The sequence below is a fragment of the Microbacterium sp. cf332 genome (genome assembly GCF_900102175.1).
GTDB lineage: Bacteria > Actinomycetota > Actinomycetes > Actinomycetales > Microbacteriaceae > Microbacterium.
This window is the reverse complement of record NZ_FNKN01000001.1, coordinates 439,736-454,738: the sequence shown is the minus strand read 5'-3', so window position 1 is coordinate 454,738 and position 15,003 is coordinate 439,736. Positions and strand designations below refer to the sequence as shown.

The following is a 15,003-nucleotide window of genomic DNA, read 5'->3' as shown; positions in this document are numbered from 1 at the left end:
GACGACGGGCCGGGCGAGCGTCAGACCGCCTGCGCGAAGCCCGAGGACGCCGACTCGGCCAGATGGGTGAGGTGCGCAGGGATCTCGCGCCCCTTCGCCGTCATCGATTGCGCCCAGAGCCGCCCCGCACGGTAGGAGGACCGCACGAGGGGGCCGGCGAGGACACCGAGGAAGCCGATTCGCTCGGCCTCTTCGCGGAACCCGACGAACTCCTCCGGCTTGACCCAGCGGTCCACCGGCAGATGGCGGGGCGTGGGCCGCAGATACTGCGTGATGGTGATGATGTCCGTGCCTGCATCGTGCAGGTCCTGCAGCGCCTGCACGACCTCGTCGGGGGTCTCGCCCATCCCGAGGATCAGATTCGACTTGGTGATCAGGCCCGCTTCCCGCGCGCGCGTGAGCACGCCGAGCGATCGGTCGTAGCGGAAGGCGGGGCGGATGCGCTTGAAGATGCGGGGAACGGTCTCGACGTTGTGCGCGAAGACCTCGGGGCGGGACGAGAAGACCTCGTCGAGCTGGGCGGGGTCCCCGTTGAAGTCCGTCGCGAGGATCTCGACGCCGGTCCCGGGGTTGTCAGCGTGGATCCGGCGCACCGTCTCGGCGTGGAGCCACGCGCCGCCGTCGGCGAGGTCGTCGCGCGCCACGCCGGTGACCGTGGCGTAGCGGAGCTGCATCCGGCTGACGCTCTCAGCGACCCGACGCGGCTCGTCCGTGTCGTAGTCGGCAGGCTTGCCCGTGTCGATCTGACAGAAGTCGCATCGGCGGGTGCATTGGGATCCGCCGATGAGGAAGGTCGCCTCGCGGTCCTCCCAGCACTCGTAGATGTTGGGGCAGCCGGCCTCCTGGCAGACCGTGTGGAGGCCCTCGTCGCGCACGAGGTCGTGCAGCGCGCGGTACTCCTGGCCCATCCGGGCTTTGGTCTTGATCCATTCCGGCTTGCGCTCGATCGGGGTCTGCGCGTTCCGCACCTCGAGGCGGAGAAGCTTGCGCCCCTCGGGCCCGCCCGCTGCGGGTGCTGCGGGAACCGCGCACCCGGTCATGCCGCCACCGCCGCGCGGAACTCGGAACGGAAGCGGTCCACGATCGTGTCGACGACGTCGGAGGGCGACACGTCGCGGCCGAGGACGGACGTGAGTGACGTGACGCCGGCGTCGGAGATGCCGCACGGCACGATGCGTCGGAACGGAGCGAGGTCGTTGTCGCAGTTGAGCGCGAAGCCGTGCATCGTCACCCCCCGCTGCACCCGTACGCCGATGGCCGCGATCTTGGCGTCGCGCCCGTCCTCCTCCACCCAGACGCCGCTGCGGCCCGCGATCTGACGCGCGGTGACGCCGTGGTCGGCGACCGCGGCGATCAGCACGTGTTCGAGGCGGCGCACGTGCGAGACGACATCGACCGGCTCGGGGAGTCGGACGATGGGGTAGCCCACCAGCTGCCCCGGCCCGTGCCAGGTGATCTTGCCGCCTCGGTCGACGTCGATGACGGGGGTGCCGTCCGCGGGGCGCTCGGCGGGCTCGGTGCGCGCCCCGGCGGTGAAGACCGCGTCGTGTTCGAGCAGGAGCAGCGTGTCCGGAGCCCCGGAGACGACAGCCCCGTGGACCCGGCGTTGGAGCTCCCACGCCTCGGTGTACGGGACGACGGCGGGGCTCAGACCCACGATGCGGACATCGAGCACGATTTCTCCTCGAGATACTGGACTGCGTCCAAGAATAGGGCACGTCTAGGCTGTGCTGGTGACATCCAGCAGTCGGGCGGGTCGGCCCCGCGTGTCATCGCGGGAGACCCTCGCCGAGGCGGCATGCGAGCTCTTCCTCGAGCGCGGCTATGAAGCGACGGCCGTCGCGGACATCACGCGGCGCGCGGGGGTCAGCAGGTCGTCCTTCTTCAACTACTTCTCCTCGAAGTCCGCGGTGCTGTGGTCGGGTCTCGATGCTCGTATCGACGTCCTCGAGTCCGCCTTGCTCACGGCGCAGGGCGACTCCGCGGTCGCGCGCGCGGTCGCGGAGCTCGGCGACGGTTTCGCGCCCGACGCCCTGGCGCTCGCGATCGTCAACGACGTAGCGATGGGGCTCGCGGACGATCTCCCGCGGGATGCGGCATGGCGTTCGGCGCGCATCGCCGCCGCCGCGGCCGGCGCGCTGGAGCGTTCGGGGGTCGCACGGCTGGAGTGCGACATCCGGGGTGCGGCCTGGGGCGGCGCGGTGCTCGGTGCGGTGCGCGCATGGGCGCGCGGAGGAGCGGGGCGTTCCGATCTGGCGCAGGAGATCACGCGCGCTGTCGCGATCGTGCGCGGCGCCTGACGCGCGCGGCCGGGCGTGTGCCCGCCCGTCACCGCCCTCTCGCATAGAATCAAGGCATCATGGCAACTTTCGGCACGCTCTCCGACCGTCTCACCGAGACCTTCCGGAACCTTCGCACAAAAGGCAAGCTCTCGGCGGCCGACGTCGACCAGACCGTGCGCGAGATCCGCCGAGCGCTGCTCGATGCCGACGTCGCTCTCGTCGTCGTCAAGGAGTTCACCGCCAAGGTGCGCGAGCGCGCCCTCGGCGACGAAGTCAACCGCGCCCTCAACCCCGCCCAGCAGGTCGTGCAGATCGTCAACGAGGAACTCGTCGGCATCCTCGGCGGTGAGCAGCGTCGGTTGCAGTTCGCCAAGAACCCGCCGACCGTCATCATGCTGGCGGGGCTGCAGGGGTCGGGCAAGACCACCTTCGCAGGCAAGCTGGCCAAGCAGCTCGAGAAGGACGGTCACACGCCGTTGCTCGTGGCCTGCGACCTGCAGCGCCCCAACGCCGTCAACCAGCTGCAGGTCGTGGCCGAGCGCGCCGGCGCCGCCATCTACGCGCCTCAGCCGGGCAACGGCGTCGGCGACCCGGTGCGTGTCGCGCGCGACGGCGTCGAGCACGCCCGTCGTCAGCAGCACGATGTGGTCATCATCGACACGGCCGGCCGGCTCGGTGTCGACGCCGAGCTGATGAAGCAGGCTGCGGACATCCGCACGGCGACCGATCCCGACGAGGTGCTCTTCGTCATCGACGCGATGATCGGTCAGGACGCGGTGAACACCGCGAAGGCGTTCCAGGAGGGTGTCGACTTCACGGGCGTCGTCCTCTCGAAGCTCGACGGTGACGCGCGCGGCGGCGCCGCGCTGTCGGTCGCATCGGTCACGCAGCGGCCCATCATCTTCGCCTCGACCGGTGAGGGGCTCGACGACCTCGAGCCTTTCTACCCCGATCGCATGGCGAGCCGAATCCTCGACCTCGGTGACATCCTCACCCTCATCGAACAGGCGCAGCAGGCGTTCGACGAGGAGGAGGCGCTCGCGGTCGCCGAGAAGCTCGCGAAGGAGCAGTTCACCCTCGAGGACTTCCTCGACCAGCTTCAGCAGATGAAGAAGATGGGATCGATGAAGAAGATGCTCGGGATGCTCCCGGGCATGGGTCAGATGAAGCAGCAGCTCGAGCAGTTCGACGAGCGCGAGATCGACCGCACCGAGGCGATCATCCGGTCGATGACGCCGGGGGAGCGACGAAACCCCAAGGTCCTGAACGGCTCGCGGCGGCTGCGCATCGCGCGCGGATCCGGCATGACGGTGACCGACGTGAACCAGCTCGTCCAGCGGTTCGAGCAGGCCGCGAAGATGATGAAGACCGTCGCGCGCGGCGGTGTGCCCAACATCCCCGGTATGGGGCCGATGGGCGGCAAGCCGGGAGCGTCGAGCAAGCGCGGCAAGCAGGCGAAGGGCAAGAGCGGGTCGCGTTCGGGGAACCCGGCCAAGCGCGCCGCCGAGAACGCGGGCGTCACCACGGCGACGGCCCCCACCGGATCGGGCTTCGGCTTGGGCGGCGGCCAGGCCCAGCCGAGCGAGGCCGACCTCGCCGAGATCCAGAAGCTCTTCGGAAAGGGCTGACTCAGCGGGGCGCGTCGGGCTGCGCGAGGTGCTGGCGCAGGGTCGGACCGTCGCGGAACTCGCGGATGAGGTGCTGCACGACCTCGCGCAGGTCGCCGTCGGCGGCGTCGGCGATGCGGGTTTGACGCAGGTAGCTCGCCCCCTGGTCGAGGATCGTCGTGACCCCCTGGAACTCCCGGGCGCAGTGCAGCTCTGCCGCGATCGGCGCGAGCCTCTCGACCGTCTCGCGCAGGTGGTCGGCCACGTGGCGCTGCGTGCCGTCGGCGTCGACGATCAGACGCGCGTCGAGCCCGTAGCGGGCGGCGCGCCACTTGTTCTCGCGGACGAACCACGGCGGGATCGTCGGCAGCTCACGTCCTTCGTCGAGCTCGCGCGACAGGTGCTCGGTCAGTACCTGGACGAGCGACGCGACGGCGGCGAGCTCGGGGAGCGTGGACATCCCGTCGCAGGCGCGGATCTCGATCGTGCCCCACTTGGGCGCGGGGCGGATGTCCCAGCGCACCTCGGACGCGTCCTCCATGACACCGGTGCGCACCATCCCGTCGAGGTAGTTCTCGAAGTCGCGCCACTCCGTGAAGTCCCACGGGAGGCCCGCGGTCGGGAGCTGCTGGAAGACGAGTGCGCGGTTCGACGCGTACCCGGTTCGATCGCCCGCCCAGAACGGACTGGATGCCGACAGTGCCTGAAGATGCGGGAGGTAGAGCGACAGGGCGTTGATCAGCGGGAACACCTTGTTGACGTCCTCGACGCCGACATGGATGTGGATGCCCCAGATCATCATGTTCCGTCCCCACCACTGCGTCCGCTCGATGAGCTTGTGGTACCGGGTCTTGTCGGTGATCTCCTGTTCGTACCACCGCGCGAACGGGTGGCTGCCGGCGCAGAGCATCTCGAGCCCGCGCGGTGCCGCGAACTCGCGGACCCGCTGGATGGCGTCGTCGATGTCGTCGACGGCAGCGGCCACGGTGTCGCCCACGCCGCTCGTGACCTCGATCGTGTTCGTGAGCAGTTCACCCGTGATCGTGTACCGCTCCAGTGCGGACGACTCCTCGACCTCGGCGAGGACCTCCGGCGCGCGCGGCGCGAGATCGCCGCTGTCGCGGTCGGCGAGCATGAGCTCCCATTCGATGCCCACAGAGGATCGGGCGGACGTGGCGAAAGGGACCGTCATGCGCTCAGTCTGACACGCGGTGCCGCGCGGTTCGCGACAGCCGTCATCATCTGGCAAAATAGACGGTTGGACCACTCGCTCGACCCTCTATCCGGCGAGAAGGTCCACCCTCAGAGCTCCCGCCGGGTGTGCACCCCACGCTCCAGGCGACGTTCACTTCACATCACACCACTCAGGAGAATTGTGGCTGTCAAGATCCGTCTCAAGCGCCTCGGCAAGATCCGCGCGCCCTACTACCGCATCGTCGTCGCCGACTCGCGCACCAAGCGCGACGGCCGCGTGATCGAGGAGATCGGCCAGTACCACCCGACCGAGGAGCCCTCGGTCATCAAGGTCGACTCGGACCGCGCGCAGTACTGGCTCTCGGTGGGCGCTCAGCCGACCGAGCAGGTCGCCGCGCTGCTGAAGCTCACGGGCGACTGGGGCAAGTTCAAGGGCGACAAGAACGCCGTCTCGACCGTCCGCACGGCCGAGGCCAAGGGCGACTACGTCGCCGACGCGTCCAAGAAGTCGGTCATCAAGCCCCAGGCCAAGAAGGCCGAGGCGCCCGCCGCCGACGCTTCGGCCGACGAGGCAGCGGCCGCCGACGCGACCGACGCGGAGTAATCCGTTGCTGTCCGCCGCGCTCGAGCACGTCGTCAAGGGGATCGTCGATCATCCCGATGACGTCGTCATCCGTTCCTCCTCGTCGCCTCGCGGCGAGGTCCTCGAGGTGCGCGTTCACCCCGACGACCGAGGACGGGTGATCGGGCGCGGCGGGCGCACCGCCAAGGCGCTGCGCGCGCTGATCTCCGCGCTGGCCGACGGCACCCGTGTCCGTGTCGACGTCGCGGACGACTGACATGGCCGCAGAACCCGCTCGCACGCAGCTCCGCGTCGGGCGCCTTGTCAAGGCGCACGGCCTCAAGGGAGCGCTAAAGCTCGAGCTCTACACGGACGACCCCGACGGGCGGTTCGTGCCCGGAGCTGCCTTCACCCTGCAGGTGCCTGAGGCATCGCCGTGGCATGGCAAGACCGTGACCGTCCGCGAGTTCCGGTGGATGAACTCGCATCCCGTCCTCTTCCTCGAGGACGTCAACGACCGCGACGCGGCTGAGAGCCTCGTCAAGGCGATCCTGTGGGTCGATCAGGACGGCGACGCCGTCCCCGAGGACGACGCATGGTTCGACCATCAGCTCGTCGGGCTCGACGTGGTCCGCGACGGTGAGCGCGTGGGCCGCATCGTCCGGGTCGACCACTTCCCGGCGCAGGACCTCCTCATCGTCCAGCGCGAGGCGAGCGACGACGAGGTCCTGGTGCCGTTCGTCAAGGCGATCGTGCCCGAGGTCGACGTCACCGCCGGCAGGATCATCGTCACCCCGCCCGCGGGGCTGTTCGAAGAGCTTGCCGCCGATCGGACCGAGGACCCGTCGGAGGCTGCGCCCGAGCACCACGACGACGCTCCGTCCGAGGGCTGACGTGCGCGTCGACGTCGTCACGATATTCCCGGCGTTCTTCGACGTTCTCGAGGTGTCGCTGCTGGGTCGCGCCCGCGGAGCGGGTCTGTTGGACGTGCGGGTGCACGACTTGCGCGACCACACGACCGACCGTCACCGCACCGTCGACGACACCCCCTACGGCGGGGGAGCCGGCATGGTGATGAAGCCCGAGCCCTGGGGGCTCGCCCTCGACGGCATCGTGGCCGACGCCCCGTCGCGTCCGACCTTCATCTTCCCCTCGCCGGCCGGCGAGCTCTTCACGCAGGCGACGGCCCGTGAGCTGAGCTCGGCGCCGCATCTCGTGTTCGGATGCGGGCGGTACGAGGGGATCGACGAGCGCGTCTTCACGTACGCGTCGACCCTCGGCGACGTGCGCCTCATGAGCCTCGGCGACTACGTGCTCAACGGCGGAGAGGTCGCCTCGATGGCGATGATCGAGGCGATCGGGCGCCTCATCCCGGGTGTCGTCGGCAACCCCGAGAGCCTCGTCGAGGAATCGCACGAGGACGGCCTGCTCGAGTACCCCTCGTACACGAAGCCCGCGACATGGCGCGATTACGAGGTTCCCGACGTGTTGTTGAGCGGACACCACGGGCGGGTGGCCGAGTGGCGGCACGCGCAGCGCGTCGAGCGCACACGCGAGCGCCGCCCCGACCTCCTGCCGCCGGATCCGACGGCCTGACGACCCGTTGCTGGTCAGTCGACGCCGAGGAATGAGCGGTCGGTCAGCACGATCGGGCCCGACTCGGTGATCGCCACCGTGTGCTCCGAGTGGGCTCCTCGCGAGCCGTCGGCGCTGCGCAGTGTCCACCCGTCGGCGTCGGTGATCAGCTTGTCGGTGCTCTGCAGGAACCACGGCTCGAGCGCGACGACGAGGCCGGCGCGCAGCGGGTAGCCTCGGCCCGGCTTGCCGTCGTTGGGCACGTGGGGGTCGCCGTGCATCTCGCGACCGACGCCGTGACCGCCGAAGTCGGTGTTGATGGAGAGTCCTTCCGCGGAGGCGACAGCGGACACGGCGTGCGAGATGTCGCCGATCTTGTTGCCCACGACTGCCGCCCCGATCGCCGCGTCGAGTGCGCGCTCGGTGGTGTCGATGAGCGCGAGGTCCTCGTCTCGAGGCGTCCCCACCACGAACGAGACGGCCGAGTCCGCGACCCATCCGTCGACGGACACCGCGAAGTCGAGGGTGACGAGATCGCCGTCGCGCAGCGCGTAGTCATGCGGAAGGCCGTGCAGGACCGCATCGTTGATCGAGGTGCAGATCACTTTGCCGAACGGACTGGCACCGAACGACGGGTGGTAGTCGATGTAGCACGACTCGGCGCCCGCCCGGCGGATCAGCTCGTGCGCGCGCCGGTCGATCGACAGCAGGTTGGTGCCCACCTTCGTCTCGTCGCGGAGCGTCGCGAGCGTCTCGGCGACGAACCGCCCGGCGGGTCGCATCGCTTCGATCTCGGCAGGTGTGCGCAGCTCGATCATCGTGTTCCTCTCTTCAGCTTCTATCCTGCCGGACCGGCGTAGCATCGGGAGCATGTGGCTGCGACGCGCACTCTTCCATTGGCTCCTGCCGGCGGCGCTGGTGCTGCCGATCTGGCTCATCGTGGGCTGGGCCGTCTCGGGCGCGAGCGGCTGGGCGTTCCTGTGGGTGCTCTTCATCGCGGTGCCCGCCGTGCTCGTCGGCCAGCTCGTGACGACGCTGTTCGTCCGTGCCCGCGGCACGGTGCGTCACACCCGGATGCTGTCGTGGTGGGACGTGCTCGTGTTCACCGTGTGGCACGTCTCGATCGTCGTCGTCGGGCTGCATCCCGATGGCCTGTTCTGGCCGCTCCTGCTGCTGAGCGTCGCCGCCTTCCTCGCGGTCTTCTGGGTGTCGCTCTGGCAGCTCTTCCGCGAGGCGCGGCCGGTCTCCCTCTTCCGAGTGGCGACGGATCCGGCATTCCTCCGCGAGACGATCCGGCCCGGAGCCGAACGCGCGAACGCGGAGCGCGTCGTCGTCATCGAGGAGACCCGGCGCGCCGAACGCTGACGGTTTGGTCGGCGGGTGACCGCGTGGCACAATAGACGCTTGTGCCCTGACAGATCTCTGCCTCAGGGGAGCGGCGCCCGGCGGGCGCCCGGGGCACCGCATCCTTATTCAACTCTCTCGTGGTCGACCTGAGGCGGTCGCAGGAAGAACAGATCATGCAGATCCTCGACTCCGTCGACGCAGCATCGCTGCGCAGCGACATCCCCGCTTTCGCCCCCGGAGACACCGTCAAGGTGCACGTCAACATCACCGAGGGCAACCGCTCGCGTATCCAGGTCTTCCAGGGCGTCGTCATCGGCCGCTCCGGTGACGGTGTCCGCGAGACCTTCACCGTCCGCAAGATCAGCTTCCAGGTCGGCGTGGAGCGTACCTTCCCGGTGCACAGCCCCGTCATCGACCACATCGAGGTCGTCACCCGTGGTGACGTTCGTCGCGCGAAGCTGTACTACCTGCGCAACCTCCGCGGCAAGAAGGCCAAGATCAAGGAGAAGCGCGACCGCTGATCACCGCGTCGCGATCTCAGGATGCCCCGGGCCGAGGCCCGGGGCATCCGTCGTGTCCGCCGCGCGCGGCGGGCTCTGAAGTGCACGGAATGTGCGACCCTGGGTAGGGCTCCCCGGCGGGTGAGTCGGACGAGAGGCGATGAATGACCACCGATGATCTTGCCGCGCCGGCACCGACGCCCGCGCGATCGCGATCGCGGCGTATCGGACTCCTGCTGCGCGACATCCTCGTGATCGTCGCCATCGCCCTCGCGGTCTCGTTCCTCGTCAAGACCTTCCTCGTCCGCTCGTTCTACATCCCCTCGGGATCGATGGAGCGCACCCTGCTGAAGGACGACCGCATCCTGGTCGACCAGCTCACGCCGCGCTTCGGCGGGTACGCCCGCGGCGACGTCGTGGTCTTCCGCGATCCCGGCGGGTGGCTGCCGCCGTCGATCGAACCGACGCGCCCGCCGCTCGTGGAAGGCATCGACTGGGTGCTCTCGGTCGTCGGTCTCTCCGCGCCCGACAGCAAGGACCACCTCATCAAGCGCATCGTCGGGATGCCGGGCGACCACGTCGTCTGCTGCAACGCGGTGGGGCAGATCACCGTCAACGACGTGCCGATCGACGAGTCGCCCTACGTATCGCTCGCGGACGGACAGTCGGCGCCGCAGGAGGTCCCGTTCGACGTCACGGTCCCGGACAACTCGCTGTGGGTGCTCGGCGACAACCGCGATCACTCGCGCGACTCGCGCTACAACCGCGATCAGCCGTCGCAGGGCTTCGTGCCCCTCGACAACGTCGTCGGACGGGCTTTCCTCATCACGTGGCCGCTCGACCGGTTCGGTCTCATCGACTTCCATCACGACGTCTTCGCCGGCGTTCCCGCGCCGCAAGGCCGATGACCGTCGTCGCGCCTCGGCTCACGGTCGAGCGGCGCCTGCTGCGCGAGTACGACCTCGTCATCGCGCTCGACGAGGTGGGGCGGGGAGCGCTCGCGGGACCCGTCGCCGTCGGCGCCGCGGTGCTCGATGCTCGCACCGCTCGTCGACGGATCCCCGAAGGGCTGCGCGACTCCAAGCTCGTCACCGAGCTCCGTCGTCCCGACCTCGCGCAACGGGCGTCGGGCTGGGTCCTGACGTCGGCCGTCGGCTCGGCGTCACCCGGTGAGATCGACGAGCTGGGGATCATGCGGGCTCTCGGCCTCGCCGCGGTACGCGCCATCCAGGGCCTCCAAGGCGTCGATCCCTTCGCCTCCGGGTCGGTGGTGATCCTCGACGGCAACCATGACTACGTCAGCCCGGTCGCGGGCCCCGGTCTGACCCTGCGGACGATCGTCAAGGCCGACCGCGACTGCGCGAGCGCCGCCGCCGCGTCGGTCATCGCCAAGGTGTCGCGCGACACGCACATGACGGCTCTGCACGACGAGGCGCCCGTCTACGAGTGGGCGCGCAACAAGGGCTACGCGAGCGTCCTGCACCGGTCCGCGATCCGCGAGCACGGCCTCTCGCGGCATCACCGGTCATCGTGGGCCATCGCCGACGCGCCGACCCTCTTCTGAGGTCGCCGAGGGCCGACAGCACCGGATGATCACCCGTGCTCGCGCCGCCTAGGATGGGATCACCATGGATGACGAAGTCTTCGAAGACTATGACCGCGAGCTCGAGCTGGCGCTCTACAAGGAGTACCGCGACGTCGTTTCGCAGTTCCAGTACGTGATCGAGACCGAGCGCCGGTTCTATCTGGCCAATGACGTGAACGTGGTTCGTCGCGACACCGAGCACGACTTCTACTTCGAACTGACGATGAACGACGTGTGGGTGTGGGACATCTACCGGGCCGACCGCTTCGTGAAGTCCGTGCGCGTCCTGACGTTCAAGGACGTCAACGTCGAGGAGCTCCAGCGTCGCGACTTCGAGCTGCCCGACGAGCTCTCGCTCGACAGCTGACCTCTCCCCACCCACAGGCCCCTGCGGATACTCCACCGTCACGGGTCCGCGGTGTCCGGTGACTGCCGTGGGCGCGCGAGAGTGCCTGTATGGCAGCGAAAGACGACCGGGGCCGCGCCGGCGAGGACCGTGCGGCACGGCATCTGACCCAGCTCGGCTACGACATCCTCGACCGCAACTGGCGAGTCCGGCAGGGCGAGCTCGACATCGTCGCAGCGACAGCGCGCGAGCTCGTGGTCGTCGAGGTGAAGACCCGGCGCAGCGAGGCATACGGACATCCGTTCGACGCCGTCGACGCGCGGAAGAGCGAGCGTCTCTGGCGCTTGGCATGCGCATGGGTGGCGGCCCACCCGATGGCCGTACGAGGTCGGCGCATCCGTCTCGACGTCATCGGGATCACCGGCGACGACGTCGACACCGCCGTGCTCGAGCACGTCGAGGACCTGCGATGACCATCGGCCGGACATGGGCGGTCGCATTGACGGGGCTGACCGGCGACCTCGTCGAGGTCGAGGCCGACCTGTCGAACCAGACGCCCGCGTTCCGCATCGTCGGGCTCGCCGACCGAGCTCTCGCCGAGGCGCAGCAGCGCGTGCACAACGCCTGCCAGAACAGTGGTCTGCCGCTGTCGCGGCGCCGGGTGACGGTGAATCTCTCACCCGCCAGCCTGCCGAAGCAGGGCGCCGGTTTCGACCTCGCGATCGCGGTCGCCGCCCTGGCCACGGAGCTGCCCATCGACCCCGCGTCGATCGCGGAGACCGTCCACATCGGCGAACTGGGCCTCGACGGCCGCCTGCGACCGGTCCCGGGTGTCCTCCCCGCCGTGATCGCGGCGGCGCGGTCGGGTCGTCGCACCGTGATCGTGCCCGAGGCGTCGCGGGCCGAGGCGGCGCTGGTCGACGGCATCCGGGTCGTGGGATGCCGCACCCTCGCCGCGGTGGCTCGCTGGCACGGCCTCGACGTCGAGACGGCGGAGGGCGACGAGGTGGACGAGCCGGCGCGGGTCGCCGACGACGACGATCGGGACGATTCCGGACCCGTCGAAGACCTCGCCGAGATCCGCGGCCAGGAGGAAGCGGTGTCGGCGCTCATCGTCGCCGCCGCCGGCGGCCATCACCTCCTGATGACGGGTCCGCCCGGCGCCGGTAAGACGATGCTCGCGCGCCGACTCCCCGGCATCCTGCCCCAGCTCGACGACGAGATCGCTCTGCAGGTCGCGTCGATCCGCTCCCTCTCCGGCGCGGAGGTCCGCACGCTGAGCCGCGTTCCCCCCTTTGAGGCTCCGCACCACAGCGTCAGCGTGGCCGCCCTCGTCGGCGGGGGAAGTCGCGCCCTGCGTCCGGGCGCCATCGCGCGGGCGAGCGGCGGAGTCCTGTTCCTCGATGAGGCGGGGGAGTTCGGCGGGCACGCGCTCGACGCGCTGCGTCAGCCGCTGGAATCGGGCTCCATCGACATCCACCGTGCCGGCTTCCAGGCGCGGCTTCCCGCGCGGTTCCAGCTGGTGCTGGCGACCAATCCCTGTCCGTGCGGCCAGTACGGCGTGCGCGGCGGTGCCTGCTCGTGTCCTTCTCTCGCGATCCGGCGATATCTGGGACGCCTGTCGGGGCCGCTCCTCGACCGCATCGACATCGAGCTGTCACTGACCCGAGTGTCACTCGCCGACCTGGCGACCCCACAGGCGGATGCCGTCACGACCGCGCAGGCGCGCGAGCAGGTCGCACGGGCCCGGGCACGGGCCGGGCTTCGGCTGCGGGCCACACCGTGGCGATCGAACGCCCACGTCGCCGGGGCATGGCTGCGCGACGGGCCCCTCGCCCCCGAGCCGCGCGTCCGGGCGCCGCTCGACGCCGCGTTGCAGCGCGGCGCGCTCACCCTGCGCGGATACGACCGGGTCCTGCGCGTCGCCTGGTCGGTCGCCGACCTCGCCGGAAACGAGAGGCTGACCGCCCACGATGTCGGTCGCGCACTCTTCCTCAAGAAGGGGATCGATCGATGAGCGACGCCGAGATGATGCGGACGATGGACGGGCTGATCCCGCCGGAGAGCCTCGCCGATCCGGAGGCGCGAGGCACGCGCTGGGCCCGGGCGCGGTGGTCGGTGCTCGCCGAGCCGGGCGATGGACTCGCCGGACTCGCGATCGAGCGCCTGGGGGCGATGCCGGCTCTCGCCGCGGCCCTCAGCGCCGAGGAGCCTCCCGCCGAGCTGGGCATCAGCGTGCCGGACTGGCGCCGCGCATGCGCGCGATGGCGGCCGCGGAGCGAGGACCACGTCTACCCGATGGAGCGGGCGCGAAGAGTCGGAGTGCGCCTCGTGGTGCCGGGCGATCCGGAATGGCCCGAGCGGGTGGACGACCTGGGCGTGCACGCTCCTGTTGCACTGTGGGTCCGGGGGCGAGCGGTCGCGCTCGGTCGGACCGACCCCGGGGTCGCGCTCGTGGGGGCACGGGCAGCGACGTCGTACGGCGTGCAGGTCGCCGCAGACATCGGTGGCGATCTGGCTGCCGGCGGCATCACGATCGTGTCCGGTGCCGCCGTCGGGATCGATGCGGCCGCGCATTGCGCGTGTCTCGCGGTCGACGGCGTCACGATCGCCGTGCTCGCCGGGGGAGTGGACAAGGCCTATCCGACGGGGCACGCCGATCTGCTGTCGGACGTGTCGCGACAGGGAGTGGTCGTCAGCGAGGTGCCGTGCGGGACGCCGCCGACCAAGTGGCGATTCCTCCAGCGGAACCGCAGATATGTCAACCGGGGACGGGGATGACGCCGATCAGCTGAAGAACGATGACCAGGATGGACGCCCCCAAGCTGGTGAGCAAACCGACGATGACGGTGTCGCGGTGCAGAACGATCAATCGGCGCAGTCTGGTGCGAAGTGATCGCGCCCGGATGATCGAAGGAGCATCCTCGGACGTGGAATTGGCTGTGACGTGGTGCGCCAGCGGCTCTCTCACCACACTCGCGCCGTGCCATATCGAAGACTGTCGCCGCCCTAGACTCGCCAAGTTCTCAGCCATAGCATGGTCGATACGTTCCGCGTCGACCCGGTTGTCGACCGCTATGTAGATCGTGATGCGCGATTTGGTCGCGTGGTTCTCTGTAACGGCGAAGTTCACAGACACGTACACAGGTCCGGTCGCCGCGAAGTTCATTCGCGCGACCGGTCCCCGGTAGTTGGCGACGGTCGCCTCCAGCGCGAGTAGATCGGACTCGACGAACCTCGTGAACGATTCCGTTAAGGCGACATACTCCTTGGCCATTCGAGCCCAGACTGATCCGATGCTCGCCTCAAGCGCGCGCTCAAGATCGGCCATCACCTTCCACGCAGATGCGGGAGACGTGAGGGTTACGTAGGTCCACCGTGTGTACGACATCGGAACTGACCCTATCGGCCCCTGTCCGCCGTCCCGCCTAGTCTTCCCGCATGGACCCGCGCCCGAACGCATCCCTCGGCGTGGTCAACGCCGCGCTCGAACTCACCTACCTCCGCGCGGGCTCAGAGCCGCCGTGGGAGCGCGTTGTGCGGAACGGTGAGGACATCACCCACCGGCCTGAACTCTGGACCCCCTACGAGCGCCAGAGGCGCGAGGAGTTCGAGGGGAGACAAGCAGACTACCGATCGAGGTCCGTCATCTGACCACATGGCGCACCGCGACGCGCCGCGACACGCCGACGCGGGTCAAATCGACCAGATCGGATGCTTGTGGAATCGTCGGCGGGCGGTTCTGTGGATAAGCCCGCTCAGCGTCGTCGCTCACCGCGCCGCTACTGGGTTCGGCGAGGTCATACCTCATCGCCTCGCTGTGGATGAAGCGGTGGACAACATGCGCTGCCGCGGTGGAGAGCGGTGCAAAACTACAGACTTGTAACTACGAAGCCGTTACGCCCTCACAGATGTCCGACCCCACGGGTAGACTGTGGTTACCGGCGAAGCACTATCGCGGAAAAGCCCCCAAGGTCAGCGCCAACTGACCTAGGGGGCGGAAGC

The 15,003-nt window shown here is 69.3% G+C and carries 20 protein-coding genes; 15 read left to right on the top strand and 5 right to left on the bottom strand.

The annotated features are described in order from the left end of the window. Positions 1 to 20: 20 nt before the first annotated feature. Together lipA and lipB are read right to left on the bottom strand one after the other, a co-directional pair. The gene (gene lipA / locus BLT21_RS02125; RefSeq protein ID WP_091498505.1) at positions 21 to 1,040 is read right to left on the bottom strand and encodes a lipoyl synthase; all 1,020 of its coding nucleotides are present in this window, start codon (positions 1,038 to 1,040) and stop codon (positions 21 to 23) included. Then, on the bottom strand, positions 1,037 to 1,675 hold the full coding sequence (lipB, locus tag BLT21_RS02120; RefSeq protein ID WP_091498502.1) for a lipoyl(octanoyl) transferase LipB: 639 nt from the start codon (positions 1,673 to 1,675) through the stop codon (positions 1,037 to 1,039). Before lipB ends, lipA begins: the two co-directional genes overlap by 4 nt. A 58-nt stretch (positions 1,676 to 1,733) precedes the next feature. Here lipB and BLT21_RS02115 point away from each other — a divergent pair, with 58 nt between their 5' ends. Together BLT21_RS02115 and ffh are read left to right on the top strand one after the other, a co-directional pair. Beyond that, the gene (locus BLT21_RS02115; RefSeq protein WP_091498499.1) at positions 1,734 to 2,300 is read left to right on the top strand and encodes a TetR/AcrR family transcriptional regulator; all 567 of its coding nucleotides are present in this window, start codon (positions 1,734 to 1,736) and stop codon (positions 2,298 to 2,300) included. Between the two features lie 59 nt (positions 2,301 to 2,359). Then, positions 2,360 to 3,910, top strand: a complete 1,551-nt coding sequence (gene ffh, locus BLT21_RS02110; protein WP_091498494.1) for a signal recognition particle protein — start codon at positions 2,360 to 2,362, stop codon at positions 3,908 to 3,910. A gap of 1 nt (position 3,911) precedes the next feature. On the opposite strand, the gene BLT21_RS02105 is transcribed toward ffh, so the two are convergent. Continuing rightward, positions 3,912 to 5,081 (bottom strand): glutamate--cysteine ligase, encoded by a 1,170-nt coding sequence (locus tag BLT21_RS02105; protein WP_091498490.1) that lies wholly within the window; start codon positions 5,079 to 5,081, stop codon positions 3,912 to 3,914. A 183-nt stretch (positions 5,082 to 5,264) separates the two neighbouring features. On the opposite strand from BLT21_RS02105, the gene rpsP reads away from it, so the two are divergent. From rpsP to trmD, 4 genes are read left to right on the top strand one after another with little or no spacing between them, the layout of a single operon-like run. Further along, the gene (rpsP, locus tag BLT21_RS02100; protein ID WP_091498483.1) at positions 5,265 to 5,687 is read left to right on the top strand and encodes a 30S ribosomal protein S16; all 423 of its coding nucleotides are present in this window, start codon (positions 5,265 to 5,267) and stop codon (positions 5,685 to 5,687) included. A 4-nt stretch (positions 5,688 to 5,691) separates the two neighbouring features. Then, positions 5,692 to 5,922 carry an RNA-binding protein gene (locus BLT21_RS02095; protein ID WP_023950977.1) on the top strand — a complete coding sequence of 77 codons (231 nt, stop codon included), beginning with the start codon at positions 5,692 to 5,694 and terminating at the stop codon, positions 5,920 to 5,922. Position 5,923: 1 nt separating this feature from the next. Next, positions 5,924 to 6,538 (top strand): ribosome maturation factor RimM, encoded by a 615-nt coding sequence (gene rimM, locus BLT21_RS02090; protein WP_091498480.1) that lies wholly within the window; start codon positions 5,924 to 5,926, stop codon positions 6,536 to 6,538. Position 6,539: 1 nt separating this feature from the next. Further along, the gene (gene trmD / locus BLT21_RS02085; RefSeq protein WP_091498477.1) at positions 6,540 to 7,241 is read left to right on the top strand and encodes a tRNA (guanosine(37)-N1)-methyltransferase TrmD; all 702 of its coding nucleotides are present in this window, start codon (positions 6,540 to 6,542) and stop codon (positions 7,239 to 7,241) included. A 14-nt stretch (positions 7,242 to 7,255) separates the two neighbouring features. Here the strand turns inward: trmD and map are convergent, their stop codons facing one another. Beyond that, positions 7,256 to 8,038: a type I methionyl aminopeptidase gene (map, locus tag BLT21_RS02080; RefSeq protein ID WP_091498474.1), complete on the bottom strand. Its 783-nt coding sequence runs from the start codon at positions 8,036 to 8,038 to the stop codon at positions 7,256 to 7,258. 52 nt (positions 8,039 to 8,090) lie between these two features. On the opposite strand from map, the gene BLT21_RS02075 reads away from it, so the two are divergent. The 8 genes from BLT21_RS02075 to BLT21_RS02040 all read left to right on the top strand — a co-directional run bounded on the left by BLT21_RS02075 (position 8,091) and on the right by BLT21_RS02040 (position 13,779). Next, a complete protein-coding gene (locus tag BLT21_RS02075) occupies positions 8,091 to 8,585 on the top strand; it encodes an MFS transporter permease (protein ID WP_143024921.1) in 495 nt (164 codons plus the stop codon). A gap of 155 nt (positions 8,586 to 8,740) precedes the next feature. After that, positions 8,741 to 9,088 (top strand): 50S ribosomal protein L19, encoded by a 348-nt coding sequence (rplS, locus tag BLT21_RS02070; RefSeq protein WP_023950969.1) that lies wholly within the window; start codon positions 8,741 to 8,743, stop codon positions 9,086 to 9,088. 143 nt (positions 9,089 to 9,231) lie between these two features. Next, entirely contained in the window at positions 9,232 to 9,975 is a 744-nt protein-coding gene (lepB, locus tag BLT21_RS02065; RefSeq protein ID WP_091498467.1) for a signal peptidase I, read from the top strand. Further along, positions 9,972 to 10,631, top strand: coding sequence for a ribonuclease HII (locus BLT21_RS02060; protein ID WP_091498461.1), 660 nt, complete (start codon positions 9,972 to 9,974; stop codon positions 10,629 to 10,631). Before lepB ends, BLT21_RS02060 begins: the two co-directional genes overlap by 4 nt. 64 nt (positions 10,632 to 10,695) lie before the next feature. Then, complete coding sequence (locus BLT21_RS02055) at positions 10,696 to 11,019, top strand: DUF2469 family protein (protein ID WP_023950963.1); 324 nt, start codon at positions 10,696 to 10,698, stop codon at positions 11,017 to 11,019. Between the two features lie 89 nt (positions 11,020 to 11,108). After that, on the top strand, positions 11,109 to 11,471 hold the full coding sequence (locus BLT21_RS02050) for a YraN family protein (protein WP_091498458.1): 363 nt from the start codon (positions 11,109 to 11,111) through the stop codon (positions 11,469 to 11,471). Then, positions 11,468 to 13,015, top strand: a complete 1,548-nt coding sequence (locus tag BLT21_RS02045) for a YifB family Mg chelatase-like AAA ATPase (protein ID WP_091498455.1) — start codon at positions 11,468 to 11,470, stop codon at positions 13,013 to 13,015. The genes BLT21_RS02050 and BLT21_RS02045 overlap by 4 nt, the downstream gene beginning before the upstream one ends. After that, entirely contained in the window at positions 13,012 to 13,779 is a 768-nt protein-coding gene (locus BLT21_RS02040) for a DNA-processing protein DprA (RefSeq protein WP_091498451.1), read from the top strand. Before BLT21_RS02045 ends, BLT21_RS02040 begins: the two co-directional genes overlap by 4 nt. On the opposite strand, the gene BLT21_RS02035 is transcribed toward BLT21_RS02040, so the two are convergent. Beyond that, positions 13,760 to 14,389, bottom strand: coding sequence for a hypothetical protein (locus BLT21_RS02035; protein WP_143024920.1), 630 nt, complete (start codon positions 14,387 to 14,389; stop codon positions 13,760 to 13,762). The genes BLT21_RS02040 and BLT21_RS02035 overlap by 20 nt on opposite strands. A gap of 50 nt (positions 14,390 to 14,439) precedes the next feature. Here BLT21_RS02035 and BLT21_RS02030 point away from each other — a divergent pair, with 50 nt between their 5' ends. Then, positions 14,440 to 14,652 carry a hypothetical protein gene (locus tag BLT21_RS02030; RefSeq protein ID WP_143024919.1) on the top strand — a complete coding sequence of 71 codons (213 nt, stop codon included), beginning with the start codon at positions 14,440 to 14,442 and terminating at the stop codon, positions 14,650 to 14,652. Positions 14,653 to 15,003: the final 351 nt, after the last annotated feature.